Source organism: Pseudomonas sp. NFX224 (genome assembly GCF_048565165.1).
GTDB lineage: Bacteria > Pseudomonadota > Gammaproteobacteria > Pseudomonadales > Pseudomonadaceae > Aquipseudomonas.
Genome location: NZ_CP183416.1, coordinates 1891765 through 1917377 on the forward strand (window position 1 = coordinate 1891765; position 25613 = coordinate 1917377).

26 protein-coding genes are annotated in these 25613 nt (G+C 61.4%); 9 read left to right on the forward strand and 17 right to left on the reverse strand.

Going from position 1 to position 25613, the window contains the following annotated elements; translation table 11 throughout:
- Positions 1–26 precede the first annotated feature (26 nt).
- Entirely contained in the window at positions 27–593 is a 567-nt protein-coding gene (locus ACNYC6_RS08525) for an RBBP9/YdeN family alpha/beta hydrolase (RefSeq protein WP_419711914.1), read from the reverse strand.
- 356 nt (positions 594–949) lie between these two features.
- Here ACNYC6_RS08525 and ACNYC6_RS08530 point away from each other — a divergent pair, with 356 nt between their 5' ends.
- Complete coding sequence (locus ACNYC6_RS08530) at positions 950–1957, forward strand: AraC family transcriptional regulator (protein WP_419711915.1); 1008 nt, start codon at positions 950–952, stop codon at positions 1955–1957.
- Between the two features lie 126 nt (positions 1958–2083).
- On the opposite strand, the gene ACNYC6_RS08535 is transcribed toward ACNYC6_RS08530, so the two are convergent.
- From ACNYC6_RS08535 to ACNYC6_RS08570, 8 genes are all read right to left on the reverse strand, one after another.
- Positions 2084–3094, reverse strand: a complete 1011-nt coding sequence (locus ACNYC6_RS08535; protein ID WP_419711916.1) for a YeiH family protein — start codon at positions 3092–3094, stop codon at positions 2084–2086.
- The gene (locus ACNYC6_RS08540; RefSeq protein WP_419711917.1) at positions 3091–3417 is read right to left on the reverse strand and encodes a Rieske (2Fe-2S) protein; all 327 of its coding nucleotides are present in this window, start codon (positions 3415–3417) and stop codon (positions 3091–3093) included. The genes ACNYC6_RS08535 and ACNYC6_RS08540 overlap by 4 nt, the downstream gene beginning before the upstream one ends.
- Complete coding sequence (locus ACNYC6_RS08545) at positions 3414–4076, reverse strand: DsbA family oxidoreductase (RefSeq protein ID WP_419711918.1); 663 nt, start codon at positions 4074–4076, stop codon at positions 3414–3416. The genes ACNYC6_RS08540 and ACNYC6_RS08545 overlap by 4 nt, the downstream gene beginning before the upstream one ends.
- Positions 4073–5392 carry an MFS transporter gene (locus ACNYC6_RS08550; RefSeq protein ID WP_419711919.1) on the reverse strand — a complete coding sequence of 440 codons (1320 nt, stop codon included), beginning with the start codon at positions 5390–5392 and terminating at the stop codon, positions 4073–4075. The genes ACNYC6_RS08545 and ACNYC6_RS08550 overlap by 4 nt, the downstream gene beginning before the upstream one ends.
- Positions 5393–5483: 91 nt before the next feature.
- Entirely contained in the window at positions 5484–6536 is a 1053-nt protein-coding gene (locus tag ACNYC6_RS08555) for a 3-keto-5-aminohexanoate cleavage protein (RefSeq protein WP_419711920.1), read from the reverse strand.
- Positions 6537–6623: 87 nt separating this feature from the next.
- Positions 6624–7472 (reverse strand): TauD/TfdA dioxygenase family protein, encoded by an 849-nt coding sequence (locus ACNYC6_RS08560; RefSeq protein ID WP_419711921.1) that lies wholly within the window; start codon positions 7470–7472, stop codon positions 6624–6626.
- Positions 7473–7485: 13 nt separating this feature from the next.
- Positions 7486–8466 carry a quinone oxidoreductase family protein gene (locus tag ACNYC6_RS08565; protein WP_419711922.1) on the reverse strand — a complete coding sequence of 327 codons (981 nt, stop codon included), beginning with the start codon at positions 8464–8466 and terminating at the stop codon, positions 7486–7488.
- 108 nt (positions 8467–8574) lie between these two features.
- Complete coding sequence (locus ACNYC6_RS08570) at positions 8575–8838, reverse strand: hypothetical protein (protein ID WP_419711923.1); 264 nt, start codon at positions 8836–8838, stop codon at positions 8575–8577.
- 118 nt (positions 8839–8956) lie between these two features.
- Between ACNYC6_RS08570 and ACNYC6_RS08575 the strand changes: the two genes are divergently transcribed.
- Complete coding sequence (locus ACNYC6_RS08575) at positions 8957–10873, forward strand: alkaline phosphatase D family protein (RefSeq protein WP_419711924.1); 1917 nt, start codon at positions 8957–8959, stop codon at positions 10871–10873.
- Between the two features lie 2 nt (positions 10874–10875).
- Here ACNYC6_RS08575 and ACNYC6_RS08580 read toward each other — a convergent pair whose 3' ends face one another.
- On the reverse strand, positions 10876–11964 hold the full coding sequence (locus ACNYC6_RS08580) for a hypothetical protein (protein WP_419711925.1): 1089 nt from the start codon (positions 11962–11964) through the stop codon (positions 10876–10878).
- Between the two features lie 95 nt (positions 11965–12059).
- Here ACNYC6_RS08580 and ACNYC6_RS08585 point away from each other — a divergent pair, with 95 nt between their 5' ends.
- From ACNYC6_RS08585 to ACNYC6_RS08595, 3 genes are all read left to right on the forward strand, one after another.
- The gene (locus ACNYC6_RS08585; RefSeq protein WP_419712935.1) at positions 12060–12551 is read left to right on the forward strand and encodes an adenylate kinase; all 492 of its coding nucleotides are present in this window, start codon (positions 12060–12062) and stop codon (positions 12549–12551) included.
- A gap of 206 nt (positions 12552–12757) precedes the next feature.
- A complete protein-coding gene (locus ACNYC6_RS08590) occupies positions 12758–13012 on the forward strand; it encodes a type II toxin-antitoxin system Phd/YefM family antitoxin (protein ID WP_419711926.1) in 255 nt (84 codons plus the stop codon).
- Positions 13009–13263: a Txe/YoeB family addiction module toxin gene (locus tag ACNYC6_RS08595; RefSeq protein ID WP_419711927.1), complete on the forward strand. Its 255-nt coding sequence runs from the start codon at positions 13009–13011 to the stop codon at positions 13261–13263. The genes ACNYC6_RS08590 and ACNYC6_RS08595 overlap by 4 nt, the downstream gene beginning before the upstream one ends.
- 8 nt (positions 13264–13271) lie before the next feature.
- Here ACNYC6_RS08595 and ACNYC6_RS08600 read toward each other — a convergent pair whose 3' ends face one another.
- Entirely contained in the window at positions 13272–14447 is a 1176-nt protein-coding gene (locus ACNYC6_RS08600; RefSeq protein ID WP_419711928.1) for an aspartate aminotransferase family protein, read from the reverse strand.
- A gap of 102 nt (positions 14448–14549) precedes the next feature.
- Here ACNYC6_RS08600 and ACNYC6_RS08605 point away from each other — a divergent pair, with 102 nt between their 5' ends.
- Positions 14550–15455, forward strand: a complete 906-nt coding sequence (locus tag ACNYC6_RS08605) for a LysR family transcriptional regulator (protein ID WP_419711929.1) — start codon at positions 14550–14552, stop codon at positions 15453–15455.
- Positions 15456–15516: 61 nt separating this feature from the next.
- Positions 15517–16530, forward strand: a complete 1014-nt coding sequence (locus ACNYC6_RS08610; protein WP_419711930.1) for a sensor domain-containing diguanylate cyclase — start codon at positions 15517–15519, stop codon at positions 16528–16530.
- 4 nt (positions 16531–16534) lie between these two features.
- Here the strand turns inward: ACNYC6_RS08610 and msrA are convergent, their stop codons facing one another.
- The 3 genes from msrA to msrB are packed head-to-tail and all read right to left on the reverse strand — an operon-like array spanning position 16535 to position 19600.
- Positions 16535–17242, reverse strand: coding sequence for a peptide-methionine (S)-S-oxide reductase MsrA (gene msrA / locus ACNYC6_RS08615; protein ID WP_419711931.1), 708 nt, complete (start codon positions 17240–17242; stop codon positions 16535–16537).
- A 30-nt stretch (positions 17243–17272) separates the two neighbouring features.
- Positions 17273–19048, reverse strand: a complete 1776-nt coding sequence (locus ACNYC6_RS08620; RefSeq protein WP_419711932.1) for a cytochrome c biogenesis protein DipZ — start codon at positions 19046–19048, stop codon at positions 17273–17275.
- Positions 19049–19081: 33 nt separating this feature from the next.
- Positions 19082–19600 carry a peptide-methionine (R)-S-oxide reductase MsrB gene (gene msrB, locus ACNYC6_RS08625; RefSeq protein ID WP_419711933.1) on the reverse strand — a complete coding sequence of 173 codons (519 nt, stop codon included), beginning with the start codon at positions 19598–19600 and terminating at the stop codon, positions 19082–19084.
- A 175-nt stretch (positions 19601–19775) separates the two neighbouring features.
- Here msrB and ACNYC6_RS08630 point away from each other — a divergent pair, with 175 nt between their 5' ends.
- Both ACNYC6_RS08630 and ACNYC6_RS08635 read left to right on the forward strand, forming a co-directional pair.
- A complete protein-coding gene (locus ACNYC6_RS08630) occupies positions 19776–20495 on the forward strand; it encodes a response regulator transcription factor (protein WP_419711934.1) in 720 nt (239 codons plus the stop codon).
- The gene (locus tag ACNYC6_RS08635; RefSeq protein WP_419711935.1) at positions 20492–22012 is read left to right on the forward strand and encodes a HAMP domain-containing sensor histidine kinase; all 1521 of its coding nucleotides are present in this window, start codon (positions 20492–20494) and stop codon (positions 22010–22012) included. Before ACNYC6_RS08630 ends, ACNYC6_RS08635 begins: the two co-directional genes overlap by 4 nt.
- A gap of 124 nt (positions 22013–22136) precedes the next feature.
- Here ACNYC6_RS08635 and ACNYC6_RS08640 read toward each other — a convergent pair whose 3' ends face one another.
- The 3 genes from ACNYC6_RS08640 to ACNYC6_RS08650 are packed head-to-tail and all read right to left on the reverse strand — an operon-like array spanning position 22137 to position 25578.
- Positions 22137–22892 (reverse strand): class II aldolase/adducin family protein, encoded by a 756-nt coding sequence (locus ACNYC6_RS08640; protein WP_419711936.1) that lies wholly within the window; start codon positions 22890–22892, stop codon positions 22137–22139.
- Entirely contained in the window at positions 22889–23833 is a 945-nt protein-coding gene (locus tag ACNYC6_RS08645; protein ID WP_419711937.1) for a CobW family GTP-binding protein, read from the reverse strand. The genes ACNYC6_RS08640 and ACNYC6_RS08645 overlap by 4 nt, the downstream gene beginning before the upstream one ends.
- Entirely contained in the window at positions 23830–25578 is a 1749-nt protein-coding gene (locus tag ACNYC6_RS08650) for an amidohydrolase (RefSeq protein ID WP_419711938.1), read from the reverse strand. Before ACNYC6_RS08650 ends, ACNYC6_RS08645 begins: the two co-directional genes overlap by 4 nt.
- Between the last annotated feature and the right edge of the window lie 35 nt (positions 25579–25613).

Genomic DNA, 25613 nt, shown 5'->3' on the forward strand with positions numbered 1-25613 from the left:
GGCGTAATGCCAGTCCGGTTCCTGTATTAGCGGTCCAGCTGCAGGATCAGCGCCTCGGCTTGCGCCCAGTGGCCAAATCCTGCGGCCGGATTGAGATGGCCGACATCGCCCAGATCGAGCAATTCGGCGCCCCAGTTTTCAGCCATGCGCGACACGGCGGAAAAACTGGCCAGGTGATCGTTGGTGCTGCCGGCCACAATGCTGCGGAACGGCAACGGGCCTTGAGGAAGTGGATTCCAGCCCTGACTGCTCAGGGTTTCAGAAGACGGATAGTTCGACGGCCAGACCGCATCGAGATCCGGTGGCGCGGCCAGCAGCGCACCCTTGATCGGACGGCTGTACTGCGCCGCCCAGTGCGCGACCATCAACACGCCTGCGCTGTGGGCCACCAGAATCACTGGCCCGTCGATCTGCTCCAGTTCATGCTGGATTGCCCGCACGCGAGCGGCACAGTCGAGCTTGTCGGTCTCCAGTGGTGGGACGCTGCGTACCTTGGCGAGCCTCGCTTCAAGCAACGTTTGCCAATGCTCGGCAACGTGCTCACGCAGACCCGGTACGATCAGAACGGTGGCGGCAGTTTGCAATTTGTCCACGGTCAACACCTTCGCTTTCTCGATATCTCGACTGGCTGTTTTCGCCAGGGGCTTTTTGTAGGGTCGACATTAAAGAGCGGCCAGCGGGGGCGCTTTACATTGGACGTCAGGCACTTTTCTTTTGATGACAAATTGTCCGACACTTCATCGCCGTGACCGCTGGTCGAAAAACCCCGCAGGTTGGCGTAGGGTCACTGTAATCAACGGATGAGGCTGGATTGCTCCGGCAAGCTGCGCTGATTCGACAGCGTTCAGCGCGAAAACCATCGACGACAAGACAACTGTTCAACGGTCGATGCGCTGGATATAGTCGCCTCGCTCATGCCATTCGCCATCGGCCCAGGGAAGACCCACGCATGTCCAAGCTTGTTCGCGCCGCTGTACTGACCAACTACCTAGAGGTCACCCAGTACCTGGGCTTCAACCCGCGCGATGCATTGGCCGCCGTCGGCCTGAGCAGGGCTCAATTGTCAGCCCCCGAACATCGCATCCCCATCGATTCCGCTGTGCGTCTGCTGGAAGACTCGGCCGCCGCCAGCGGTTGCCAGACCTTTGGCTTGAGCATGGCCGAGTCGCGCCAACTCTCGGACTTCGGTGTGGTCAGCCTGTTGCTCAGTCATCAACGCACGTTGCGCGATGCCCTGCAGGTGGTGGTGCATTACCGGCACTTGATGAATGACTCGCTGGCGATTTTCATCGAAGAGGCCGGCAAGATGGTGATCATTCGCGAAGAGGTGGTCACCGAATCGCCGATGCCCAGCCGCCAGGCCACCGAGTTGGCCATCGGCGTGATGTTTCGCCTGTGCTCAGCGCTGCTCGGCTCGCACTGGCATCCCTACAGCGTCAACTTCATGCACCAGGCGCCGGACAACCTGCACCTGCATCGCCGGCTGTTCGGCTGCACCCTGGAGTTCGGCAGCGAGTTCAACGGCATCGTCTGCTCCGACGCCAGCCTCGACATGACCAACCCCAACGCCGACCCGGCCATGGCCCGCTACGCGCAAAGTTACCTCGACTCGCTGCAGAGCAATCAAGGCACCTCGATGCTGTTCGAAGTGCGCAAAGCCATCTATCTGCTACTGCCCATGGGCCGCGCCACCATCGAACAAGTCGCCCAAAGCCAGGGCATGAACGTGCGCACGCTGCAGCGTCGCCTCAAGGACGATGGCTGTGCGTTCAACGATGTAATCAATGATGTGCGCCGCGATCTGGTGCTGCGTTATCTGGACAACCCGAATTATCCGCTGAGCCGGATTGCCGACATGCTGGGTTATTCGATGGCGAGCTCGTTTACGCGGTGGTTCATCAACCAGTTCGGCATGCCGCCGGCGACGTGGCGGGCGCAGAAACAGAAACCGTCCTGATAGCAAAAAAACGCAGTCCCATGTAGGAGCGAGCCTGCTCGCGATGAGGGCATGTCGGTCGACATCCATGTCGAATGTCAGACCGCTATCGCGAGCAGGCTCACTCCTACAGGTTTTGTGTGATGTCTAGAAACCCCAGCGCAGCAATAGCAGCACCAGCACGACGAGGAATACCGTCTCCCCCACCATCAGCAAAATCGGCTTGATGCCGACGGCGGCCAGCTCCTTGAGCCGCGTCTTCATGCCCAAAGCACTGATGGAAATCACCAGGCACCAGCGCGACAGTTCGTTGACCGAACCCTGCACCGCCGGGGCGACCCAACCGGTGCTGTTGATGCACGCCAGAATCAGAAAGCCGACCGCGAACCACGGCAGCAGCGGCGGACGTTTGCCGGTCGGATCGGCGCCCTGCATGCGGGTGATCATCGCGGCGGTGACGATCACCGGCAGAAGCATGGCGACGCGCATCAGCTTCACGACGGTGGCCGTATCGCCGGTCTCGGTAGACATGCTGTAACCGGCGCCGACCACCTGGGCTACGTCGTGGATCGTGGCGCCGAGAAACACGCCCGCCACCTGCGGCGACAACTCCAGCCAGTTGGCGATCATCGGATAAACAATCATCGCCATCGTCGACAGCGCCGACACGCCGATCACCGTGAACAGGGTTGCCCGCTCTTTCTGCGGATGGTTCGGTAGCGCCGCTGCCAACGCCAAGGCCGCCGAGGCGCCGCAGATGGCCGTTGCCCCACCCGTCAGCATGCCGAACAGTCGCTGAAAACCGAGGGCTTTGGCCGCCATCACCGATACGCCGATGGTCACCACCACCAGAATCACCACCAGCGCAATCGGCTTCCAGCCCAACGCCGCCATCTGCTCCAGGGTGATGCGCATGCCCAGCAGCGCCACGCCGATGCGCAGCACCGTGCGTGCGGTGAATTCGACACCGGCCTTGCACGGGCCGTCATCGGCAAGAAAATTCAGGGCCATGCCCAGCAGCAAGGCAAACAGCATGACCGGCGCACCGTAGTGCTCGGACAAAAACGATGCGGCAGCCGCCACGATCAGGCTGACGATAAACCCCGGAGCCAGTTCGCGCGTGCGACTGTGGATGCGGGTGAGAGCGATGGCGCTCATGGCGCGGCCTCCTCGGATGCAATGACGATAAACGCCTGGCCGTCGATGATCTCGACCGGGTAGCTGTTGACTTTGACCAGCGTGGAATTGAGCAAAAAACCGCTGCGCACATCGAAGCGCAAACCATGGGCGAGGCACTGGATCACCCGCCCCTCCAGGCGCCCGCCACACAACGAAGCACCTTGATGCGGACAGCTGTCGTCGATGGCAAACAGCTGCCCGTCGACGTTGAACAACGCCAGGCTTTTGTCTTCGAATTCGAACAGCGCACGACCACCGGCCTGCGGGTATTTGCCGGCAGGTACAGGAATGCGCCGGGTCATATCGGCTGCCGCTCGCGCTCGCTTTCCTTGAGGGCTTCGTTCATGGCCACGAGCAACGACTGAGCCGGTTGCGCGCCGATCACCGTCATGCGGCGATCGAACTGAAAGCTCGGTACGCCGCTGGTCGCGCCGGGGAATCCGTCAAACGCTGTAGCGTCGCCCTTCAGGCAATCGACCACCGTGTCCGGGTCGATGCCACAAGTGCGGGCAATGGCGAGCAACGTTTCACGGCAACCGAGGTTTTCGCGTCTGTGGAAATACGCGGCGAACAGGCGTTCGAGCAACATTTCACGCTGGGCAGCGTTACCCAGTTCACTGACACGCTCGAACAAACGGTGGGCGTCCGCGGTGTTGGGCATCGTCTCGATACGGCTGAGGTCGATGCTCAATCCCGCGGCCCTGGCAGCCTCCTGCACCTGAGCCTGACGCATGGTCACGGCGTCGGCATTGCCCAGGCGCTTGCGGTAGAAATCGGCGAAGGGCTCACCCTCTACCGGCAACTGCGGCAGCAACTGCACGCCATGCCACACCGTGGTGATCTGCACGTCCGGATGGCGACTGCGAAACTGCACCTGGGCATGCTCCAGTTGGCGTTTACCGATCAGGCACCAAGGGCAGATGAAATCGAAAAACACATCAATACGTAAACGACGACTCACAACTTCACCTCTATCCCGGCTTCGCTGACGGGCTCAGGCACGCTCTGACCCTGAAGACGGGCAATATCTTTGTGGTAGTGACACTTGGCATAAAAGAACACCGCTGCCGCCGCGAGGCTGACCAGTGGCACCAGCTGAAACGCGGCATGCAGGCCGATCAGGTCGGACACCCGGCCGGTGATGAACGGCCCCGGCGCCAGCCCCAGCATGTTGTTGGCCAGGGTCAGCGTGGCGAAGGCCGTACCGTGCACCGAGTAATGCGTCAGGTTGGCGACCATCGCACCGCAAGGGCCGGTGGTGCCGGTGGCGATCAACATGCCCAGGCAGATCAGCGCCAGTTGCAACGGCCCGGCCTGCAAGGCAAACGCCGCCGACAGCAACAGACAGCTGCCCAAGCAAAAGCCGATGGCCAGGCTGACCTTGCGTTCCGGTGAGTGACGGCACAGGCGATCGCTGAGCATGCCGCACAGGATCATCCCCGCGCCGCTGCACAAAACGATGATTGCCGCCATACCACCGGCTTTGTCGGTGGGCATGTCGTAGTAGCGGTTGAGGTAGCTGGGAATCCACACCATCACCGTGCCGCCGACGAACAGTTGCAAACCGCTGGCGACGTAGGTCGCCACCACCGAACGGCTGGACCACAAGGTGCGCAACGGGCGCTTGACCGTTGCGACAGCCTTGGCCGCACGCTGCGGCGCAATTCGCGCTTCCTTGACGATCAGCGGATACAGCAGCGCCAGCACCAGACCAAACAATGCCATGCCGGCAAACGACCAGCGCCAGCCCAGCTTGGCGGCAATCGCACCACCCAGCGCCATGCCCAACACCGAACCGAACATGCCGCCCGCCATGAAGGCACTGGCCAGCGTGGCGCGCATGTGTTTCGGGAACACCGAAATCACCACCGCGATGCCGACACTGCCGTAGGCCGCCTCACCCACGCCGACCATGAATCGCGCGATGAACATCTGCTGGTAATCCTGGGCCAATGCGCAGCCCAGTGTCGCCAGGCTCCAGAGCATCGCCATCAGCGCCAGGCTCTTGACCCGGCCGAAACGGTCGGCCATCAGCGACAGCGGAAACGTCAGTAGCCCGACCATCAATGCGACGATGCCGCTGAGCAGGCCGAGTTGGCCGTCGCTCAGTGACCACTCGCTTTTCAGTAGCGGGAACACCGCGTTCAGGACCTGACGCGACATGTAATCGGAAATCAACAGGCCGAACGTCAGGGCAAAGACGATCCAGGCGTATTGGCGCGCAACGCCGACGCAACCTGCGTCGTCATCGTCGGCGGCGATTGGGTGAAAGGCCATGCAGCCTCCTCAAAGCTTCGTTTTATTGTTGTTATCAAGCGTGTAACAGTGCGGCGAACGAGCGGTCACGGCCGCTCGTTCGCCGTGTCGGTCAGCCGCGTTGCGGCACGCCTTTGTGCCCAGCCTTGCGGTTGGGGGCCATGCCGTTGGCCAACAGGGTTTCCTCGATGCTGTTGTACTTCACACCGATGCGGTAGATCTCGCGGGCTTCTTTGCCCGTGGCGATTTCGCGACCCAGTTCGTGGGCGATGCGCACGGTTTGCTGGATCTGCGCCACCGAGCCGAAGCGATCGCCCTTGTGATCAATGATAGTGTCTTCATTGCCCACACGCGGGTGCAGCCCCATGGCCATCGACATGGTGTTGAACGGCATGACGTTCTTGAGCAGCGATTCGGAAGTCAGGGTGCAACCGTCCGGCGCGCGGTGGATGAAGTTGAAGAAGTTGAACGGGTTCGGGCCGTCGAAACCGCCGCCGATGCCGATCCAGGTCAGGTTCAGCGGGCCTTTGTAAACGCCACGGCGCACCAGGCGTTCGAGGGTTTCCAGGGCGTGCATGCCGGTCAGTTGGAAGTGCGGCTGGATGCCGTTGTCCATCAGGCGCTTGAGGTGCTCAGCCACCCAGGCAGGGCCGGCCGGCACGGTCATTTCGCTGTAGGCGGCGTGGATCATCGGGTTGTCCAGCGACGTACCTTTGAGGTACTCCGGGTACAGCAACTCCATGATGTTCATTTGCGTGGTATTGATTGCCACCGTGACCTGATCCGGCTTCGGCGTCAGCTCGGCCAGCATGTGACGGGTGTCGTCGGACAGCCACTTGGCCGCTTCGCCGTCACTTTCCGGGGCGAAGGAAATCGAGCCGCCAACCTGGATGATCATGTCCGGCACGGCTTCACGCACACCGGCGATCAGCTCGTTGAATTTCGACAGGCGCTTGGAGCCCTTGCCGTCCAGTTCACGTACGTGCAAGTGCAGTACGGTGGCGCCGGCTTCGTAGCAATCGACCGCTTTCTGGACTTGCTCATCCATGGTCAGCGGGATGTCTTCCGGGAAGTCTTCGGGCATCCACTCAGGGCCGTACGGGGCCACGGTGATGACCACCTTTTCCATGTTTTCCGGGTGCAGGGAATCGTCGAAGAATTGCATGAGTTACTCCAGTTCTTATGATTGTCCCGCCCACCCGGGGTCGCGCCGGGCAGGCGTGTTTACGAGAGCGAATGCAGAGGCGATGAATCAGTAAGTCTTGTCGCCGATGATCCCGGCGCGCTCCATCTTGCGATGGCACGGCGGGTAGTCCATGACGGCGTAATGCTGGGTACTGCGGTTGTCCCAGATGGCGATGCTGTTGGGCTTCCAGCGCCAGCGCACTTGATGCTCGGGGATGTACGCCTGGCTGATCAGATAGCGCAGCAACTCGCCGGCACCGGGGTTGGCGTCCTGGCCGAAGCGCACCCGCTCAGCGGTGTGGTAGTTGCTCAGATGGGTGGTGAAGGCGTTGACGAACAGCACCTTCTCACCGGTTTCCGGATGGGTGCGCACCACCGGGTGTTCGGCGTCCGGGTACATCGCCTTGAGCGCCAGACGCTTCTCGATCGGCATGGCCGCGCCGAAGCTCGCTTCGATGCTGTGACGGGCACGCAGGTCGGCGATCTTCAGCTTCACGTCTTCCGGCAAGTTCGCGTAGGCCTGGACCATGTTGGCCCACATGGTGTCACCGCCCACCGGCGGGCACTCCACGCAACGCAGCACACAACCCATCGGCGGGGCTTCGCGCCAGGTGGCGTCGGTGTGCCAGGCGTTTTCGTAGCGGTCCATCGGCTGGTCCGGACGCTTGTAGATTTGCACCAGTCCCGGATGCTCCGGATCGCTGCCGGCCACCGGGTGATCTTCCAGCTCGCCGAAGCGCCGGGCGAACGCCACGTGTTCGGCGCGGGTGATGTCTTGATCGCGCAGGAACACCACGCGGTGCTTGAGCAACTGGGCGCGGATCTCGGCAAACAGGCCGTCGTCGTGCACCGCGTCCGCCAGGTTGACGCCGATCAGTTCGGCGCCAAGGCTGCAGGTCAATTGTTCGACTTTCATGGCTGGCAGCTCCTTAAATGACGAAAATCGACGAGCCGGTTGTCTTGCGCGACTCAAGATCACGGTGGGCCTGCACCGCATCCTGCAAGGCGTAGTGCTGGTTGATCTCGATCTTGATCCGGCCGCTGCCGACATGGTCGAACAACTCACCGGCCAGCTCGGCTTTTTCCGCCGGGTCGCTGATGTAGTTGGCCAGGGCCGGACGGGTCAGGTACAGCGAACCTTTCATCGCCAGCATCACCGGGTCGAACGCCGGGATCGGCCCGGATGCGGTCCCCACGCAAACCATCAGGCCACGGGGTTTCAAGGAGTCCAGCGAACCCATGAAGGTGTTCTTGCCAACGCTGTCGAACACCACGTTGACGCCCACGCCATCGGTCAGTTCGCGAACACGCGCGGCGACGTCTTCGTGGCTGTAGTTGATCGTATGGTCGCAACCGTGAGCCCGGGCGATTTCAGCCTTTTGCTCGGTCGACACCGTGCCGATCACGTTCAGGCCCAGTAATTTGGCCCACTGCGAAACGATCAGGCCGACACCACCCGCCGCGGCGTGCAGCAGGATGGTGTCGCCGGCCTTGAAGTCGTAGATGCGGCGCATCAGGTACGAAGACGTCAGGCCGCGCATGGTCATGGCGGCGGCGGTTTCGAAGCTGATGGTTTCCGGCAGTTTGATCAGCGGCGCGGCCGGGATCAGGCGCTCGGTGCTGTAGGCGCCAAGCGTATTGAGAAAACCGGTGTACGTGACGCGGTCCCCCACCTGGACGTTGGTCACCCCTTCGCCGATGGCCTGGACCACGCCGGAAGCCTCGACGCCCATGCCGTTGGGCATCGGGATCGGGTAGGTGCCATTGCGGAAGTAGGTGTCGGCATAGTTAAGGCCGACCGCCACATGACGCAGACGGACCTGGCCGGGGCCAGGCTCGCCGACTTCGACGTCCTCATAACGTAGAACTTCGGGACCACCGGTTTCGTAGAAGCGTACGGCTTTGGCCATTTTTTCTTATTCTCCAATCTGCAATATGGGCGTGTTGCATCGAATTGCGCTGATTGGACTGTAGGACGGGGCCTGTCGGGACGCTTCTCATCAGACGACAATGGCTTTTCATTTGGTGACAGGCGCGGCGGCTCCTTCTTTTGTGTCAGGGGTCGGCGCTTTGGTTTTTTCGCCAGCGGCAGGTGCTGCGGGGTTGGTAAATCCGGCCTTGGCGTTTTCGGCCTTGGTCTTGTGGATATCACAGCCCTGCGACTCGCTGACTTGTGTACACCCGGACTTCTCCAGTTGCTTGCGGTACTTGTCGTTGATGGCATGGGCCGGGGACTGGGCCAGCAGCAAAATGGCCAGTGCTGGCAGGATGATTTTGTTCATGAGACCTCACTTCTGATCGATGCCTGATTGAAACGGCGTGGCGGGTTTACATTAGCCTGTCTCGTCGTCACCTGCGCTATCATCCCCCGCCTCTGCGCCCCAAGAGTCTGGAACCCGGATGTCCGCAACGCTGCCACTGCCCGACGATCTCCCTTCCCTGCCACCGGTCCTGGCCGGCCCGCTGCTGCGGCGCCTGGAGCCAACGCGGCTGGTGATGTGGCTGGTGGGGTCCCGAGCGCTGGCGCTGACGTTGCGCTTGCAGGATCTGGCCGACATTCGCCTTGATGACCGGCAGTGCACGGTCATTGCGGTGGGCAGCCATGCTTTTGTGCATTTGATTGATGTGCAACTGGATGCTGCCCTGCCCTCGGATACCCGAATCGATTACGACGTGCTGATCGATGGCATGGGCATCGCCGATTGGGCGCCGCATCTGCTGTATGGCGAGGCGGGTTGCCCGAACTTTGTCCTGCGCGCTCGCATCGATCAACTGCTGCACGGTTCCTGCCGCAAGCCTCATCACCCGGCGACCGACGGCTTGCTGTGTGTGGATAACTTGCTGGCGCAAGAACACCAGGCCCAGGATCGCCCCGCGCTGCTGATGATGAGTGGCGACCAGGTGTACGCCGATGACGTCGCCGGGCCGACTCTGCGGGCGATTCATGCGTTAATCGAGCGTCTGGGTCTGTTCGAAGAACACCTCGAAGGCGCCGTGATCACCGACAGCGCGGAGCTGTACGGCCACGCCGCCTGTTATTACCACCGCGCCGATTTGCTGCCGGCATTGAAAAGCAACGAAACCCTGCGCGATCGCTTCTTCGGTGGCGCACGCAAGCCGATTTTCACCAGCAGCAGTGCCGATAATCACCTGGTGACGTTTGCCGAAGTCATGGCGATGTACCTGCTGGTCTGGTCGCCAACGCCCTGGACGCTGGTCGCGCCAAAACCGCCGAAGCTGATCAAGGAACGCCGTGAGCGTTATGCGCTGGAACAGACGCGCATCGACGGTTTCAAGGCTGGGCTCGGCAATGTCGCCCGAGCGCTGGCGCATCTGCCGACGCTGATGATTTTCGACGACCACGACATTACCGACGACTGGAATCTTTCTGCGCAATGGGAGGAAACGGCCTACGGCCATCCGTTTTCCAAACGCATCATCGGCAATGCATTGATCGCCTACATGCTGTGCCAGGGCTGGGGCAACAACCCGGACGCCTTTGGTGATGTACTGGAAAAGGCCCGCGCCTTCAGTGCCACTGGGCACGACCGCTATCTCGACAGCGACGTGCAGGACGGTTTGATCGATGAGCTGTTGCGGTTCCAACACTGGCATTACGTGCTGCCCACCACGCCCGCCATGGTGGTGCTCGACACCCGCACCCGGCGCTGGCGCAGCGAGATGAACCTCAAACAGCCTTCCGGCCTGCTCGACTGGGAAGCCCTCAGCGAACTGCAACACGAGCTGCTGGATCATCCCTCAGCGATCATCGTTTCGCCGGCGCCGGTATTCGGTGTGAAACTGATCGAAACCGTGCAAAAGGTGTTCAGCTGGTTCGGCTATCCACTGTTGGTGGATGCGGAAAACTGGATGGCCCATCGCGGCGCGGCGCAGGTGATCCTGAATATCTTCCGTCACTCGCGCACACCGGGTAACTACGTGGTGCTGTCCGGCGATGTGCACTATTCCTTTGTCTACGAAGTGCTGATCCGCCACCGCAAGGCCGGGCCTCGTATCTGGCAGATCACCAGCAGCGGCATCAAGAACGAATTCCCGCCGACCCTGCTGGAGTGGTTCGACCGCCTCAACCGCTGGCTGTATTCGCCGCGCTCACCGCTGAACTGGCTGACCAAACGTCGGCGGATGCGTATCGTGCCCCACGTGCCTGAGCACGCCGAAGCCGGTGAGCGACTTTGGAACTCGGCGGGGATCGGCCAGGTGTATTTCAATGACTTGGGGCAGCCGCAGGCCATCTATCAGCACAACTCGAACGGCGCACCGAAGACCCGGATGATTGCCCCCGAGTACAGCGACTGAACCTACTGGCGATAACACGCCTGGCCATTGCCCAGGTCCACCGCCAGGCAGTCGCCCTTGACGTGCAGTTCCAGGGTTTTGAAGACGTCGGACAAGTCGCGCATCTGTGCGGGGTTAACGCGTTCATCCCACATCAGGTCGATTGCCCGGCTGCCTGTCGCGACCTCAACCCATTGCGGGCTCTGATCGCCACTCAACTTCATACCGAGTTTTTTCAGGGTCTTGCCCGCGGGTACCGGCATGAGCAGTTGCGGTTGCCGAGAATCCGTCCAGCGTTGCGACGTTTGTGAACCATCATCGAACGACCAAAAGATATCCACAGGCTTGATCGCCGGCGGTTCGGCTGTCACGCCGTAGAGCAGGGTCAGGATGTAGTTGTGATCAATCTGCGCCAGCGCTTTGGGGGCGTTGCGAAAAAACTGTTGCGACTGCGTCAGGCCAAGCTCATCCGGTTTGTCATAGGATATTTGCCCGGTCGTGCGATCAACCTTCCAGCTCAAGGACAGGGTGCGTGTCTGGGGGGCGATGGTAAACCATTGTGGCGGTTGGTCGGGACTGCTTTGCAGGCCAACCCGGGTCAGGGTTCGCTGGTCGGTGTAGGGCAGGTAAAGCTGCCGGCCCACCGCGTTACTCCACAGCAGTTGAGCGGCGGGCCCCTGGTTGAACTCAAACGACACCATCACCGGAGGAATGCTGGGCACAGGGGCTGACCGGGCGTAACTCAGGTTCAGCACATAGTTGCTTTGCGCCTGTTTGAACGTGTCGCCGCCGTCAGGCTGACGGGCATCTTGCAGGTCTGCCAGACTGTGGGTACGACTCAAATTGAACAGCAGGTTCTCAGCAGGCGGCACGACCGCGTCACTGTTCAAGGTCAGGGTATTGTCGACCAGTTTCCAGCGGCCTTTGGCGGAGCCTTCGGCACCGGCATACTCGATCCTGGCTTCAAAGGTGTTGTCCGGCGCCAGCGACAGCCTGGAGACGATTTCCCTCGCCTGCAGCGTGTAGTGCCCGGCAATGCCCGGTTTCTCGGTCGCCGCATTTACGCCTGAAACCATCCCCAGCAACATGAACAACAGATTTCGAATCCGCACTGTTGGAGCTCCGTTCCCTTGAGTGAGCACCGATTCTGTGGGTTCTTACGGTGGGATGCCAGCGAATGAAGATGAAATTTCGAAGTGCACACGAACTGGATCTAACCCGGACGCTGATCATCGGTAATTCAGGTTCCGGCAAGAGTTGGCTGGCACAACGGCTGGCGGAGCGCTTGCAACTACCCTGGACCGATCTGGACCGGATTCACTGGCTGTGCGACGAACACAGCATCCCCCGCCCCCGCGCCGATGCATTGGGCATGGCACGGATCTCGGCCGAAGAGGAGCGCTGGGTGATTGAGGGGGGTTACGGCTGGATCGTCTGCGAACTCCTGCCACGGGCGACCACGCTGATCTGGCTGAGCGTCGGGGACGAGGATTGCGTGGTCAATATTCATCAACGCGAAGCCGGGCGCGATGAGCAGGACCGGTTGCTGATCGCCTTGCTGGAGTGGGCGGGCAGTTATCGTCAGCGGCAGGGGTCAAGTGGGTTTGCGGCGCATCAGCGACTGTTCGAGGCGTTTTGCGGTGCGAAAGTCCGTCTGCTGAATCGGGAGGAAATCGCGGCGCTGGTTCATCACTCGTAATTTTTTGAAGCTGTGGTCGGACAATCCTGATGGATGGCGTGTAGCTCAGAATGGGATTACATCAGTCACGGAAACGTCCTGAGTAACATTGGGCGATACTCGATACAAGCGTGGATGCACTTTCCACGCAACAACCACTCGTAGGTATCGCCTTGCTAACATGTACTCATTTCTGTACGTTCTCTGCATCAAGCGAGGGCAATCACATGGAAACCATCAACTACACCAACGCTCGGGCACACTTGGCGAAAACCATGGACCGGGTGAATGAAGATCGCACCCCGCTACTGGTAACCCGTCAGAAAGGCGAGCCGGTAGTGATGATGTCATTAGCCGAATACAACGCTCTCGAAGAGACAGCTTATCTGTTGCGTTCCCCAGCCAACGCCGAACGCCTGATCAAATCAATCGGTAACCTGCGAGCGGGCAAAACCAAAACCAGGCAACTGATTGAAGAATGAATATCGAGTTCACACCTGAAGCCTGGGACGATTATCTCTGGTTCCAGCAGAACGATAAGGCGGGGCTCAAACGCATCAACCTGTTGATCAACGCTATCCAACGCGAGCCTTTCGACGGTTTGGGAAAACCCGAACCGCTCAAGCATAACTTGAGCGGATTCTGGTCACGCCGGATTACGGCTGAACATCGTCTGATCTACGCCGTTGAAGATGGCGAAATACGCGTTGTGATGTGCAGATATCATTACTGAGCAGAACTTCAACCCACATTCACCACCCGACTCACCCCCCTGACAATCATCCCCACCTCCCGCTCATCAAGGGTCAGCGGCGGCAACAGCCGAATGATCTGCCCCCGCGTGACATTGATCAGTAACCCGTGATCCCGGGCGGCGATCAGGCTCAGATCGCGGATCGGTTGTTTTAGCTCGATGCCGATCATCAGGCCTTGGCCGCGAATCGCCAGCACATTGGGATTGTCGGCCAACTCCATGCGCAATCTGTCCAGCAGCCGCTCGCCCTGAAGCTGGGCGTTTTCCAACAGGCCTTGTTCTTCGATGATTTCCAGCACGGTGCACCCGACCCGGCAGGCCAGCGGATTGCCGCCGAAGGTGCTGCCGTGGCTACCCGGCGTAAACAGTTCGGCGGCCTTGCCGCGGGCCAGGCAGGCGCCGATGGGCACGCCGTTGCCCAGGCCTTTGGCCAGGGTCATGACGTCCGGGACGATGCCTTCGTGCTGGAACGCGAACCACTGGCCGGTGCGGCCGATGCCGGTCTGGATTTCGTCGAGCATCATCAGCCATGAGCGCCGGTTGCACAGTTCGCGCACGGCCTTGAGATAGCCCGGTGGCGCCAGCTGCACGCCGCTTTCGCCCTGGATCGGCTCCATCAGGATCGCGACGATGCGCGAGCCGTGAGCCTGTTGCACGTTGTCCAACGCCTTGAGGTCACCAAACGGAACCTTGATGAAGTCGCCCGGCAATTTATTGAAACCCAGGCGCACGGCCGGACCATCGCTGGCAGACAAGGTGCCGAGGGTGCGACCGTGGAAGGCGTTCTCCATGACCACCACCAACGGCTGCTCGATGCCTTTGTGCCAACCGTACAACCGAGCGATTTTCAGTGCGGTTTCGTTGGCTTCGGCCCCGGAGTTATTGAAAAACGCCCGGTCCATGCCCGACAACCGAGTGAGTTTCTGCGCCAGTTGCTGTTGCCAGTCGATGCTGTAGAGGTTCGACGTGTGCAACAGCAAACCGGCCTGCTCAGTAATGGCGGCAACGATTTTCGGGTGGGAATGGCCGACATTGGTCACCGCCACACCGGCCACCGCGTCCAGGTATTCACGACCGGCCTGATCCCACAGGCGCGTGCCCAGACCTTTGTTGAAATTCAAGGCCAGTGGTTGGTAAGTGCTCATCAGGCAAGCGGCGGTCATGGCATCAAGCTCCATCAATTGTCGGTGTTTTTGCAGTATGGTTAGCCACCTGAGCTGGATAAACGCTGTAACGCTTCAATCATTTTAAAGTCGGGATTGATAATGGATCTGTTCCAGGCAATGAGCGTTTACGTGAAAGTGGTGGAGACCGGCAGCATGACCGCCGCCGCGTTCCAGTGCGAAATGTCCACGACCATGGTCGGCAACCATCTCAAGGCGTTGGAGCAACGGCTGGGCGTGCGCTTGCTTCACCGCACCACGCGGCGCCAGCGGCTGACGGAATTCGGCAGCGCGTATTACCAGCGTTGCCTGGAAGTGCTGGGACTGGTGGCGGACTCTGAACGTCTGGCCGAACAGGCACTCGACGAGCCGAGCGGCAACTTGCGCATCACCGCCCCCTTGACCTTCGGCACCGAGCGCCTGGCGCCGGCACTGAGTGAGTTCAGTCTGCAAAACCCGCGAGTGAAGCTCGATGTGGTGCTGACCAACCGCCGCCCGGATCTGCTGGAAAACGGTCTGGATGTCGCCTTTCGCCTCGGCGCACTGGAACCCTCCAACCTGATCGCCCGTCCGCTGATCGACTACACCCTGACCATGTGCGCCTCACCGGAATACCTGGCCCGTCGCGGTACACCCCAAACGCCCGAAGACCTGCGCCACCACGACTGCCTGTCCTTCGCCTATCCGGCCGGGGACGACTGGCAATCGGTGCAAAAGGAATGGCGTCTGGCCGGGCCTGACGGCGAAGTCAGCGTGGGGGTCGGCGGGCCGATGCTGATCAACAGCTCAGCCGGGTTGCATCAGGCGGCGCTGACCGGCATGGGCATCGTGATGATGCCCGACGCGCTGGTCGAACAGGATCTGCGGGAAGGAAAGCTGCTGGCATTGATGCCGGATTTCTGCCCGCCCAGCCGGCCGATGCACCTGGTCTATGCACAGGATCGCCACCGCCTGCCGAAATTACGTCGTTTCGTCGACTTCGCCATGCAGAAATGGGGCAAGCACTAGCAGGCCGAATGCGCCATGCACTAATCTGCGAGCTGACGAGTCAGTGACAGGGAAAGCGCAGATGGGCGAGGCATCGAATATCGAGCCGTTGAAGTTCAACGCGGCTGACATGAATGACGACATGTTGCACACCATCCTGGAACTGGTCAGCGACGGCATCTGGGACTGGAACGCCAACACCGGTTTCGTCTACCGCACGGAGCGCTGGTACGAGATGCTCGGCTACACGCCGCACTCCCTGGACAACAATGTGCTGACCTGGGAGAACGTCATCCACCCCGACGACTACCCGCGGGTCATGTCCCTGTTTGACGACTACCTGAGCCAGCGTGCCCCCGGCTATCAGGCCGAGTACCGTTGTCGCATGCAGGACGGCAGTTACCTGTGGATCGAAGATCGCGGCCACATCCTGGCGCGCAATGGCGACGGTTCAGTGGCGCGGATGATCGGCGCGCACCGCAGCATTGAAGACAAGCGACGCCTGTTCGAACAACTCGAACGGCGCAATCTTTCCCTGGAAGCGTTGATCGAAGAGCGCACCCAGGAGTTGTCCCGAGTCAATCAGCAGTTGCAGCTGCAACTCGAAGAAAACCGCAAACTGGCGCAAACCGACACCCTGACCTCCATCGCCAATCGCTATCGCCTTGAACAGGTCTTGCCTCAGGCCTGCGAGCGCGCACAACGGTTTCGCGAACCACTGTCGCTGATCGCCATGGACATCGACGACTTCAAGACCATCAACGATCACTACGGCCATGCCTTGGGCGATGCCGCGCTGGTGCAGGTGGTCGAGAACGTCAAACGCTTTGTGCGCGAAGGTGACCTGCTGGCCCGTTGGGGCGGCGACGAGTTCATCATGACGCTGCCCAACACCTCATTGGCTGAAGCCCGGACTCTCGCTGAAAAAATCCGTCATGGTCTTTCGCAATTGCTGCCCGTGGGCGACTTCCACGTGACCATGAGTTTCGGCGTGGTCCAGCGTTTTGATGAAGAGCAACAGACCGGTCTGATGGCGCGAGCCGATCAGGCACTGTACCGCTCGAAAATCGCCGGCAAGAATGTGATCTCGGGATAAATCCTTAGATCCCGTCCTTCACCAGCACCGGTTTGTCCTGATAGCGGTCCGGGTACAGCTGCTTGAGCTGCGCCACTTTCGGCAGATCGTTGATCACGATGTACGGATAAGTCGGGTGCTCGGTCAGAAAGTCCTGATGTTCTTCCTCCGCCGGGTAGAAACCGTTGTAGCTTTCCAGCTTGGTCACGATCGGCTTACTGAACAATTTGGCGGCGTCGAGCTGGGCAATGTAAGCCTCGGCGACTTTTTGCTGCTCCGCGTTTTTGGTGAAAATCGCCGAGCGATATTGCGTGCCGGTGTCCGGCCCCTGACGGTTGAGTTCGGTCGGGTTGTGCGCCACGGAAAAGTAGATTTGCAACAAGGTGCCGTAGCTGACCTGACTCGGGTCAAACGTCACTTCCACGGACTCCGCATGGCCGGTATTGCCATTGCTGACACGCTCGTACTGCGCCGTATTGGCCGCGCCACCGGCATACCCGGAGACGGCTTCTTTCACGCCTTTGACGTGTTGAAACACCCCTTGGACGCCCCAGAAACATCCGCCGGCAAAGACGGCGGTTTCGCTGCGGGCCTGAGTGACTTCGTCGAGCGTCGGCGGCGGGATCACGACGGCCTCTTCTGCACCACTGAAAGAGAACGCCGAGCATTGGCTGATGACGCCGGCCGCGGCCAGCCCCAATAACGTACGGCGCCAGGTGAACAGGGTTTTCATGATGTGGACTCCTGAATAATTGAAAGGCAATCAGCCGAAGGTAAAGGCGTAGGCCGATGCGCCCGGATCAAGAAACTCGATGCTGAAGGTTCGGTCAGTCACGCCGCCGTTCTGCCGCACCAGTTGATACAAACGCTGGTCAGTCACGGTGCCGCTGCCATCAGGGGCCACGTCCATGCCGTGGTCATCGCCCGGGGCCTTGCCGTCGATCAGCACCTTGAAACGCACCGGTTTGCCATCGACGCCGGGGCCGAGCACCAGATGCAAATCCCGGGCGTGGAAGCGATAAACGATGCGACTGTCCGCAACGCTGGCGGTGGCACGCTCCGAGCCGACATGCCATTGGCCGCCCAGGCTCCAGTCGTTGAGCGCCAGTTGTGCCGGTGGGTTGTAAGCGGCGACTTTGTCGGGCACCAACGCGGTTTCCGGTACGAAATGCTCGGCACGCTGGTAGCCGACATAGGTTTCCGGCGATTGCACTTCGTTGCGGTCCGGCGCCATTTGCACACCGTCGGCCTTGGCATTGATCAGCCCGTCCGAAACCTTGGCGGCGCCAGCCTCGCGCAACAGTTGCTGGATGACCCGTTCCGATTCGTCGTAGGCGCCTTCGCCGAAATGGTGGTAACGGATGCGGCCCTGGGCGTCGGCAAAATAGTGCGCCGGCCAGTACTCGTTGTTGAAGGCACGCCAGATCTTGAACTCGTTGTCGATGGCCACCGGGTAGTTGATGCCCAGGTCCTTCATGGCTTTGGTGACGTTCTTGATGTCGCGTTCGAAGGCGAACTCCGGTGCGTGTACACCAATCACCACCAGGCCCTGATCACGGTACTTCTCGGCCCAGGCTTTCACGTAAGGCAGCGAGCGCAGGCAGTTGATGCAGGAGTAGGTCCAGAAATCCACCAGCACGACCTTGCCCTTCAAGGCCTGGGCGTCGAGCGGTGGTGAATTGAGCCACTGCACGGCGCCGTCCAGCGGCGGCAGGTTGCCTTCGACCGGCAAGCTGCCCGTGGTTTTTTCAGCCACTTGCATTGCGCCTGATGCAGCCGGGTTTTGCGCCATCATCGCCCCGCTGCTACGCGGCGATTTACCGGCCAACTGTTCCACCAACACTTGCTCGATGCCGCCGGTGGAAGCCGTCGAAACCCGCGCCAGAATCCCGGTGTCCAGTCCCAGCGCAATCGCCGCCACACCAGCCAGCATCGCCGCGCCCAAGCCACGCCGCACCCACTCACCGGCACCGATCGAGCGTTTCATTGCGGTGAAGACTTTACCGCCCAGCAGCAACGCCAACGCCAGGGACGTCGCCGCACCGGCAGCGTAAGCCAGCAGCAACAAGGTGGTCTGGATGCTTGCGCCTTGCAGCGCCGCACCGGTCAGCAGCAAACCGAGAATCGGTCCGGCACATGGCGCCCACAGCAGCCCTGTGGCTACGCCGATCAGGAACGAAGCCCCGGGACGCGGCCGCGCATCGGCACCCGCCGCTTCCGACAGGCGACTGCCCGCCGCGACCAAGGGCCGGGTCAGGCGCTCGGCCAGTTGCGGCAGCATCAGGGTCAGGCCGAACAGCGCGACGAACACCAGCGCCAGCCAGCGCCCGTACTGATTGAGCTGCACCACCCAACCGCCACCCACCGCCGCCAGCGTGGCGACCAGCGCAAAGGTCAGCGCCATCCCCGCCAGCAGCGGCAAACCACTCTTCATGAACGGCTGCCCGGTGCGGGCGAAGACAAACGGCAGTACCGGCAGAATGCACGGGCTGACAATCGTCAGCACACCACCGAGATAGGCGAGGATCAGGAGCCACATGGCGTTTACCTGCTAAAAAGTGAGTGGAGCGGATCAGACGGTCTTGGGCTCGAACTTCATCGCCAACCCGTTCATGCAGTAGCGCAGGCCGGTGGGTTTCGGGCCGTCATCGAAGACATGGCCCAAATGCCCGCCGCAACGCCGGCAATGCACTTCTTCACGGACCATGCCGAAGGCGCGGTCCTGACGGGTGGCCACGGCCTTGTCCAGCGGCGCCCAGAAACTCGGCCAACCGGTGCGGCTGTCGAACTTGGTCGCCGAGGAAAACAGCGGCAGATCGCAGCCGGCGCAGGCGAACGTGCCGTCGCGGTGCTCGTTGTTCAGCGGGCTGCTGTAGGCGCGTTCGGTGCCTTCTTCGCGGAGGATTTCGTACTGTTCGTCACTGAGGATTGCGTGCCATTCGCTGTCGCTGTGGGTCACTTCGAACACCTGCGCTGCGTCGGCCTCGCTGATCAGCGCCGAACCTGTGGAAAACTTCGGCAACAGGCCGATCGCCAGGGCCGCCACCCCCAACCCGCCGCTTGCTACAAGAAATTGCCGTCGTGAAAACATGTGTGCCTCCAAAAATCCAGGGTGTTTCATGGAACACAGCCTAGGCTTGGGGTGATCGCCAAATCCTCACGGGGAGTTAAACAATTCGTGATAACTCGGGCTGCGAAAAAACCGCACAATGCGTATGCCGCGCCTACAGTGGCATTACGAGCATTGCGCAGAAGGATTGAGCAGGATGGAACAGACCAAACGCGTCCTCGTGGTCGAGGACGACATGCACATCGCCGACCTGATCTGCCTGCATCTGCGTGATGAGCAGTTCGAGGTGGTGCACAGTGCCGATGGCACTGAAGGCATGCGCCTGTTGCAGCAAGGCAACTGGGACGCCTTGATCCTTGACCTGATGCTCCCCGGCGTCGATGGCCTGGAAATCTGCCGCCGCGCCCGGGCCATGGCGCGCTACACGCCAATCATCATTACCAGCGCCCGCTCCAGCGAAGTGCACCGGATTCTCGGCCTCGAACTGGGGGCCGATGACTACCTGGCCAAGCCGTTTTCCATGCTCGAACTGGTGGCCCGGGTCAAAGCCCTGCTGCGCCGGGTCGAGGCCATGGCGCGTAACCTGAAGATGGACGCCGGCAGCCTGCTCCTCGATGGCCTGGCCATCGACCCGATCACCCGCGAAGTGGCCCTCGACGGTCGGCGCCTGGACCTCACGCCCCGGGAGTTCGACCTCCTGTACTTTTTCGCCCGTCAGCCCGGCAAGGTGTTTTCGCGCATGGACCTGCTCAATGCCGTGTGGGGCTACAGCCACGAAGGCTACGAGCACACGGTCAACACCCACATCAATCGCCTGCGCGCCAAGATCGAGGCCGATCCGGCGCAACCGGTGCGCATCCTCACGGTGTGGGGCCGCGGCTACAAATTTGCCACCGGTGAGGAGTCGCCGCCATGAGGCTGACCCTGACGCAGCGCCTGTCGCTGGTGTTCGCCGTGTTGCTGCTGGTGTGCTGCGGCACCTCGGCATGGATGCAAGTGCGCTCCAACCAGATGCATGAGCAGGAAGTGGTGCAAGGCTTGTCCCGCGACCTGGCGCAACACATCGCCCGCGACACCGTACTGATGGACACTCAGGGGCTGATGCCCAATGCCGTGCGTGATCTGTTCAGCAAGCTGATGCAGGTCAACCCGAGTGTCGAGGTGTACCTGCTCGACACCGAGGGCAAGATTGTCGGCAGCGCCGCACCCGAAGGCCGGATTCGCCGGGAGAAGGTTGACCTGGCACCGATCCAGCGCCTGCTACGGGGTGACCCGCTGCCGATTCCCGGCGACGACCCGCGCAGCGTCGATGCACGCAAGGTGTTCAGCGCCGCGCCGTTGAAGGTCGACGGCAAACCGGCCGGTTATCTCTACGTGGTGCTGCTCGGTGAAGACCATGATCGACTGGCCGAGCGCGGTGCGACCAGCGCCGCACTCAACACCGCCCTGCTCTCCATCGGGCTGGTCGCGCTGCTGTGCCTGATTGCCGGTCTCACCGCGTTTGCCCTGATTACCCGGCCATTGCGTCGCCTCACCGAAACCGTCAGCCAGTTCGACATCGACGGCGTCCCGGTGACCCCGGCCCTGCCCCTCCCGCCGGAAAAAACCGCCAGCCACGATGAAATCGCCATCCTCGACGCCACGTTTCGGCAGATGCAGGCACGCCTCGGTGAGCAATGGCGCTCGTTGACCCGCCAGGATCAGGAACGCCGTGAACTGGTGGCGAACATTTCCCACGACTTGCGCACGCCATTGGCCTCACTGCACGGTTATCTGGAAACCCTGTCGCTCAAGGACGCCACGCTGTCCCCCGCCGATCGCCGCCGCTACCTGGGCATCGCGCTGGATCAAAGCCGCAAGGTCGGTGGCCTGGCGCAATCGCTGCTGGAACTGGTGCGACTGGAGCATGGTTTTGTGCAACCGGTGCTGGAACGGTTTTCCCTGACCGATCTGGCTCAGGACATTTTCCAGAAATTCGAACTCACCGCCGAAGCGCGTCAGGTCGAACTGAAGGCCACGTTCGCGCCGAACGTTTCAGCGGCCTGCGCCGATCTGGGACTGATCGAACGGGTACTGACCAACCTGTTCGACAACGCTTTGCGCCATACCCCGCTGGGCGGAGAAGTCGAACTTGGCTTGCGCCCGCAAGGGTCGTTTATTGAGGTGACCGTCAGCGACACAGGGTCGGGGATTGCCCCGCAATTGCGTGAAGGGTTGTTCTTGCGGCCATTCAACATTGGCGGTGCGCGGCGCGATGGCGGGTTGGGATTGCGCATCGTGCATCGCATCCTGCAATTGCATGGGCTTGAGATTCAGTTGATCGATGTGCCGGGGCGCGGCGCGACGTTCCGGTTTTCGTTGCCGGTTGATGAAGAAACCGCTTCGGCACTGGCGGTGCGATCCATGAACCTGAATACACCGGGGCAGGCCTGAAAAGGTGTGGTGCCCCATAAGGCCCTATCGCCAGCAGGCTGGCTCCCACAGGGGATTTGTGTCGATCACAGGTCAAGTGTGGGAGCTAGCGATAGCGTCAGCTGACGCACCACAGAGCCACTGATCAATCCCGATAACCCGGAGCCACCCGCTCCAGCAATCTCAACAACGCCGCCCAAGCCAGTTGCATCGCATCCGGATCAGCCAGCTCACCCTCATCCAGCGGTCGCCCCGGATCATTGAACTGGCGTTCGGTATGCGCACACACCTGCGCCGGCGGCAGCACCAACTCCCCCGCCGCCATGGCCGCCAGCTGAATGTCGCAGGCCTTTTCCAGGTAATACATGCGCATGAACGCCTGCCCCACCGTCTCCCCCACCGTCAGCAAACCATGGTTGCGCAGCATCAATACCGGCATGTCACCAATGTCCGCCACCAAGCGTTGCTGCTCACTCATGTCCAGCGCCACGCCTTCGTAGTCGTGGTAGGCAACCCGGCCGTAGAACTCCATGGAAATCTGGTTCACCGGTAACAAACCGCACTGCAACGCCGCCACCGCGCAACCGGATCGGGTGTGGGTGTGCAGCACGCATTGCGCGTCTTCGCGGGCGCCGTGGATCGCACTGTGAATCACGAAACCAGCCGGATTCACCGGGTACGGCGACGACTCGACGGCTTGACCGTTGAGGTCGATCTTTACCAGATTCGACGCGGTGATCTCATCAAACATCAGCCCGTAAGGGTTGATCAGAAAATGATGTTCAGGCCCCGGAATGCGCACAGAAATGTGGGTGAAAATCAGGTCAGTCATGCGGAAATGCGCCACCAGCCGATAGCAGGCAGCGAGTTCTTCACGCAGACGTTGTTCGGTCGGGCTCATGCGGCCACCTTCACAGTGCAAGCCTCAAGCCCTTGCCCCAATGCTTCCCAGCCGTCGAAGCCACGGCGGGCAATGAACACCAGCCGCGTGGCAGTGGCCTGCGCTTCATCCGTGGCCGGCAGAAACTGACTGCGCGTGCCGACGTGTTGCAACCAATGCGCCTTGTTGCCCTGCGCCAGCTTCACCAGTCCCTTGACCCGGAACACATCACTCGGCAACGCCTGCAACCAGCCACGCAATCCTTCGGCATCGAGCGCCGAATCGCTCTGCCACAACCAACTGCTGAACATCTCGCCGTGATCGCCATCGGACACCCGTGTCAGCGGTTTCACTTTGCGCGGCTCAAGCTCCAGATCGGTGTCGAGCCACAGCGCATCCGGCAGTTGCGCCTGCACGCTTTCATGCACGCGCGTCCTGAGGCTCAAGGCCTCGCGCAACGCCTGCAACTGTGGCTCGTCGACCAGATCGGTCTTGTTCAACAGCAGCAAGTCGGCAGCGGCTACCTGCGCCCGGGCCAGTCGCGCGTACTCGCCATCGAGTTGCAGATGGCGAGTGGCGTCGACCACGGTGATGACCATGTCCAGTTGCATCTGACTGCGCAGTTGCGGGTAGGCCAGGGTCTGCACGATGCGCTGCGGGTCGGACACGCCGCTGCACTCGATGACGATGCGTTCCAATCTTGGTTCAAGCTGCGCCAGGCTGGCGAGCTGGGCCAGCAAATCTTCCTGCACGGTGCAGCAGATGCAGCCGTTTTGCAGGCTGTACACGGCATCCGTCACTTCGGAAACGATCGCCGCATCGATGTTCAGCTCGCCGAAGTCGTTGACGATCACCGCCAGCCGACTGCCTTCGGCACGGCGTACCATGCGGTTGAGCAACGTGGTTTTACCGGCGCCGAGGAAGCCCGAAACGACGGTCACAGCGATGCGTTGGGAAGTCATTCTGCCTTGCCCTCCAGTACCGGTGGTTCGCCCTGCCACACGGCTTTGAGTCCGACATCGGCCAGCGTCGAATGGCGGTCGTAAACCAGTTGCCCTTCAACGAAAGTCAGCAGCACCTGGGTCTTGTGGATGTAGTTGCGCGCTGGCGCAGCGAACAGGTCGCGATCGATGACGATCAGGTCCGCCGCCTTGCCCACTTGCAGGCTGCCGGTGCTGTGTTCCAGGCCCATGGCGATGGCGCCGTTGCTGGTGATGACGGTCAGTGCCTGTTCGAGGCTGATCGGGTCGCCGAAGCAGGCAGGGTCGTCGTTCCACGGGTTCTGTCGGGTGATCATGGTTTCCAGCGCCAGCCATGGGTCGATGGACGCCACCGGCCAATCGGTGCCCATCACCGCCGTACCGCCTGCGGCGAGCACGCCTTTGAAATCGTAGATGCGCTTGAGGCGTTCCTGGCCGTAACCGGAGCGTGCACCGCTGGCGAACGGCGTCGGATACCAGGCAGCTGGAGAGAATTCGGCGATGACATTCAGTTCCTTGAAGCGTGGCAAGTTGCCCGGATGCAACAAGGTGCTGTGGGCGCACTGGTGGCGCACGCCGCTGAAACCGTTGCGCCGACGGGCCTCGGCCACGGCATCGAGGAACACGTCTGACGCGCCGTCACCGGTGCAGTGGGCAATCACGCGGATGCCTTTGCGGTCCATGTCCACCACCATGTCTGTGATGTGTTCCGGGGTCAGGTTGAGCTTGCCGCGCCAGCTCTTTTCCTCTGGCCACGGGGTCAGCAGGTAGGAAGATTTCGGTTCGACGGTGCCGTCGAAGTGGAACTTCACCGCGTTGGCGCTCAGGCGCGCGCTGCGGTAGTAGTGACGCTCGCCGGCCAGCAGTTCCCAGCGGCGACGCACAGGGAAAATATCGTCCTGCCAACTGATCGCGGCTTCGATGCGCACGGTCAGTTCGCCGCTGTCGTCGAGTTCCTTCAGGGCTTGCAAACGTTGTTCGCAGACGTGCACGTATTTGCTCGCCGTGACACCGCGCGAGCTCTGGAAATGCACACCGTCTCGATAGGCGCGACGCAGCACGCTGACCGGGGTCGGCGGCATCGCGGCGTGGATCATCGCGTAGGCGCCGTCGATCATCAGGCCGGTGGGTTCGCCGGTCAGCTCGTCGCGCTCGAAGTAGCCGTTGCGCGGATCGGAGGTGTTGCCATCGATGCCGGCCAGTTCCAGGGCCTTGGAGTTGACCATCATGGTGCCCCACATGCGGTCGAGCAGCGCCACCGGACGGTCCGGCATCACGCTGTCGAGCCAGGCGCGGCCCGGCGTCAGGCCGGCTTCGCGGAAGGTGTAGCGCACCCAGTATTGACCGTAGATCCAGCCGTCGCCCGGATGGCTGTCGGCATAGGCGAGGATGCTTTCGCGCAGTTGTTCCGGGGTTGGGTCTTCGATGCCGACATCGAGGTCATCGGCGTAGCGCGGCGCCAGCGCGAGGTCGGGGTGCGTGTGCATGTCGTGCAGGCCCGGCATGCAGAACGCGCCTTGCAGGTCATGCACACGGGTGTTCGGGCCCTTGAACATTTCGATCTGGGTGGCCCCGGCGACACCGATCAACTTGCCATTGCGAATCGCCACCGCTTCGGCCCATGGGTTGGCAGGGTCCTGGGTGTAGATACGACCGTTGGCGAGGATCAGATCAGCGTAGGTCCCCTGCACGGAATGGGTAGAGGAAAAGTTATCGGACTCAGCCATGTAAGCCACCTTCGGGTTCAGGGAGATTGAAAGGT

Excerpts from the sequence above, each read along its gene's own strand:
- ACNYC6_RS08530 (WP_419711915.1), top strand. The coding sequence starts at position 950 with ATGTCCAAGCTTGTTCGCGCCGCTGTACTGACCAACTACCTAGAGGTC.
- ACNYC6_RS08535 (WP_419711916.1), bottom strand. The coding sequence starts at position 3,094 with ATGAGCGCCATCGCTCTCACCCGCATCCACAGTCGCACGCGCGAACTG.
- ACNYC6_RS08540 (WP_419711917.1), bottom strand. The coding sequence starts at position 3,417 with ATGACCCGGCGCATTCCTGTACCTGCCGGCAAATACCCGCAGGCCGGT.
- ACNYC6_RS08550 (WP_419711919.1), bottom strand. The coding sequence starts at position 5,392 with ATGGCCTTTCACCCAATCGCCGCCGACGATGACGACGCAGGTTGCGTC.
- ACNYC6_RS08555 (WP_419711920.1), bottom strand. The coding sequence starts at position 6,536 with ATGCAATTCTTCGACGATTCCCTGCACCCGGAAAACATGGAAAAGGTG.
- ACNYC6_RS08560 (WP_419711921.1), bottom strand. The coding sequence starts at position 7,472 with ATGAAAGTCGAACAATTGACCTGCAGCCTTGGCGCCGAACTGATCGGC.
- ACNYC6_RS08565 (WP_419711922.1), bottom strand. The coding sequence starts at position 8,466 with ATGGCCAAAGCCGTACGCTTCTACGAAACCGGTGGTCCCGAAGTTCTA.
- ACNYC6_RS08570 (WP_419711923.1), bottom strand. The coding sequence starts at position 8,838 with ATGAACAAAATCATCCTGCCAGCACTGGCCATTTTGCTGCTGGCCCAG.
- ACNYC6_RS08575 (WP_419711924.1), top strand. The coding sequence starts at position 8,957 with ATGTCCGCAACGCTGCCACTGCCCGACGATCTCCCTTCCCTGCCACCG.
- ACNYC6_RS08590 (WP_419711926.1), top strand. The coding sequence starts at position 12,758 with ATGGAAACCATCAACTACACCAACGCTCGGGCACACTTGGCGAAAACC.
- ACNYC6_RS08595 (WP_419711927.1), top strand. The coding sequence starts at position 13,009 with ATGAATATCGAGTTCACACCTGAAGCCTGGGACGATTATCTCTGGTTC.
- ACNYC6_RS08600 (WP_419711928.1), bottom strand. The coding sequence starts at position 14,447 with ATGACCGCCGCTTGCCTGATGAGCACTTACCAACCACTGGCCTTGAAT.
- ACNYC6_RS08605 (WP_419711929.1), top strand. The coding sequence starts at position 14,550 with ATGGATCTGTTCCAGGCAATGAGCGTTTACGTGAAAGTGGTGGAGACC.
- ACNYC6_RS08610 (WP_419711930.1), top strand. The coding sequence starts at position 15,517 with ATGGGCGAGGCATCGAATATCGAGCCGTTGAAGTTCAACGCGGCTGAC.
- msrA (WP_419711931.1), bottom strand. The coding sequence starts at position 17,242 with ATGAAAACCCTGTTCACCTGGCGCCGTACGTTATTGGGGCTGGCCGCG.
- ACNYC6_RS08620 (WP_419711932.1), bottom strand. The coding sequence starts at position 19,048 with ATGTGGCTCCTGATCCTCGCCTATCTCGGTGGTGTGCTGACGATTGTC.
- msrB (WP_419711933.1), bottom strand. The coding sequence starts at position 19,600 with ATGTTTTCACGACGGCAATTTCTTGTAGCAAGCGGCGGGTTGGGGGTG.
- ACNYC6_RS08630 (WP_419711934.1), top strand. The coding sequence starts at position 19,776 with ATGGAACAGACCAAACGCGTCCTCGTGGTCGAGGACGACATGCACATC.
- ACNYC6_RS08635 (WP_419711935.1), top strand. The coding sequence starts at position 20,492 with ATGAGGCTGACCCTGACGCAGCGCCTGTCGCTGGTGTTCGCCGTGTTG.
- ACNYC6_RS08640 (WP_419711936.1), bottom strand. The coding sequence starts at position 22,892 with ATGAGCCCGACCGAACAACGTCTGCGTGAAGAACTCGCTGCCTGCTAT.
- ACNYC6_RS08645 (WP_419711937.1), bottom strand. The coding sequence starts at position 23,833 with ATGACTTCCCAACGCATCGCTGTGACCGTCGTTTCGGGCTTCCTCGGC.
- ACNYC6_RS08650 (WP_419711938.1), bottom strand. The coding sequence starts at position 25,578 with ATGGCTGAGTCCGATAACTTTTCCTCTACCCATTCCGTGCAGGGGACC.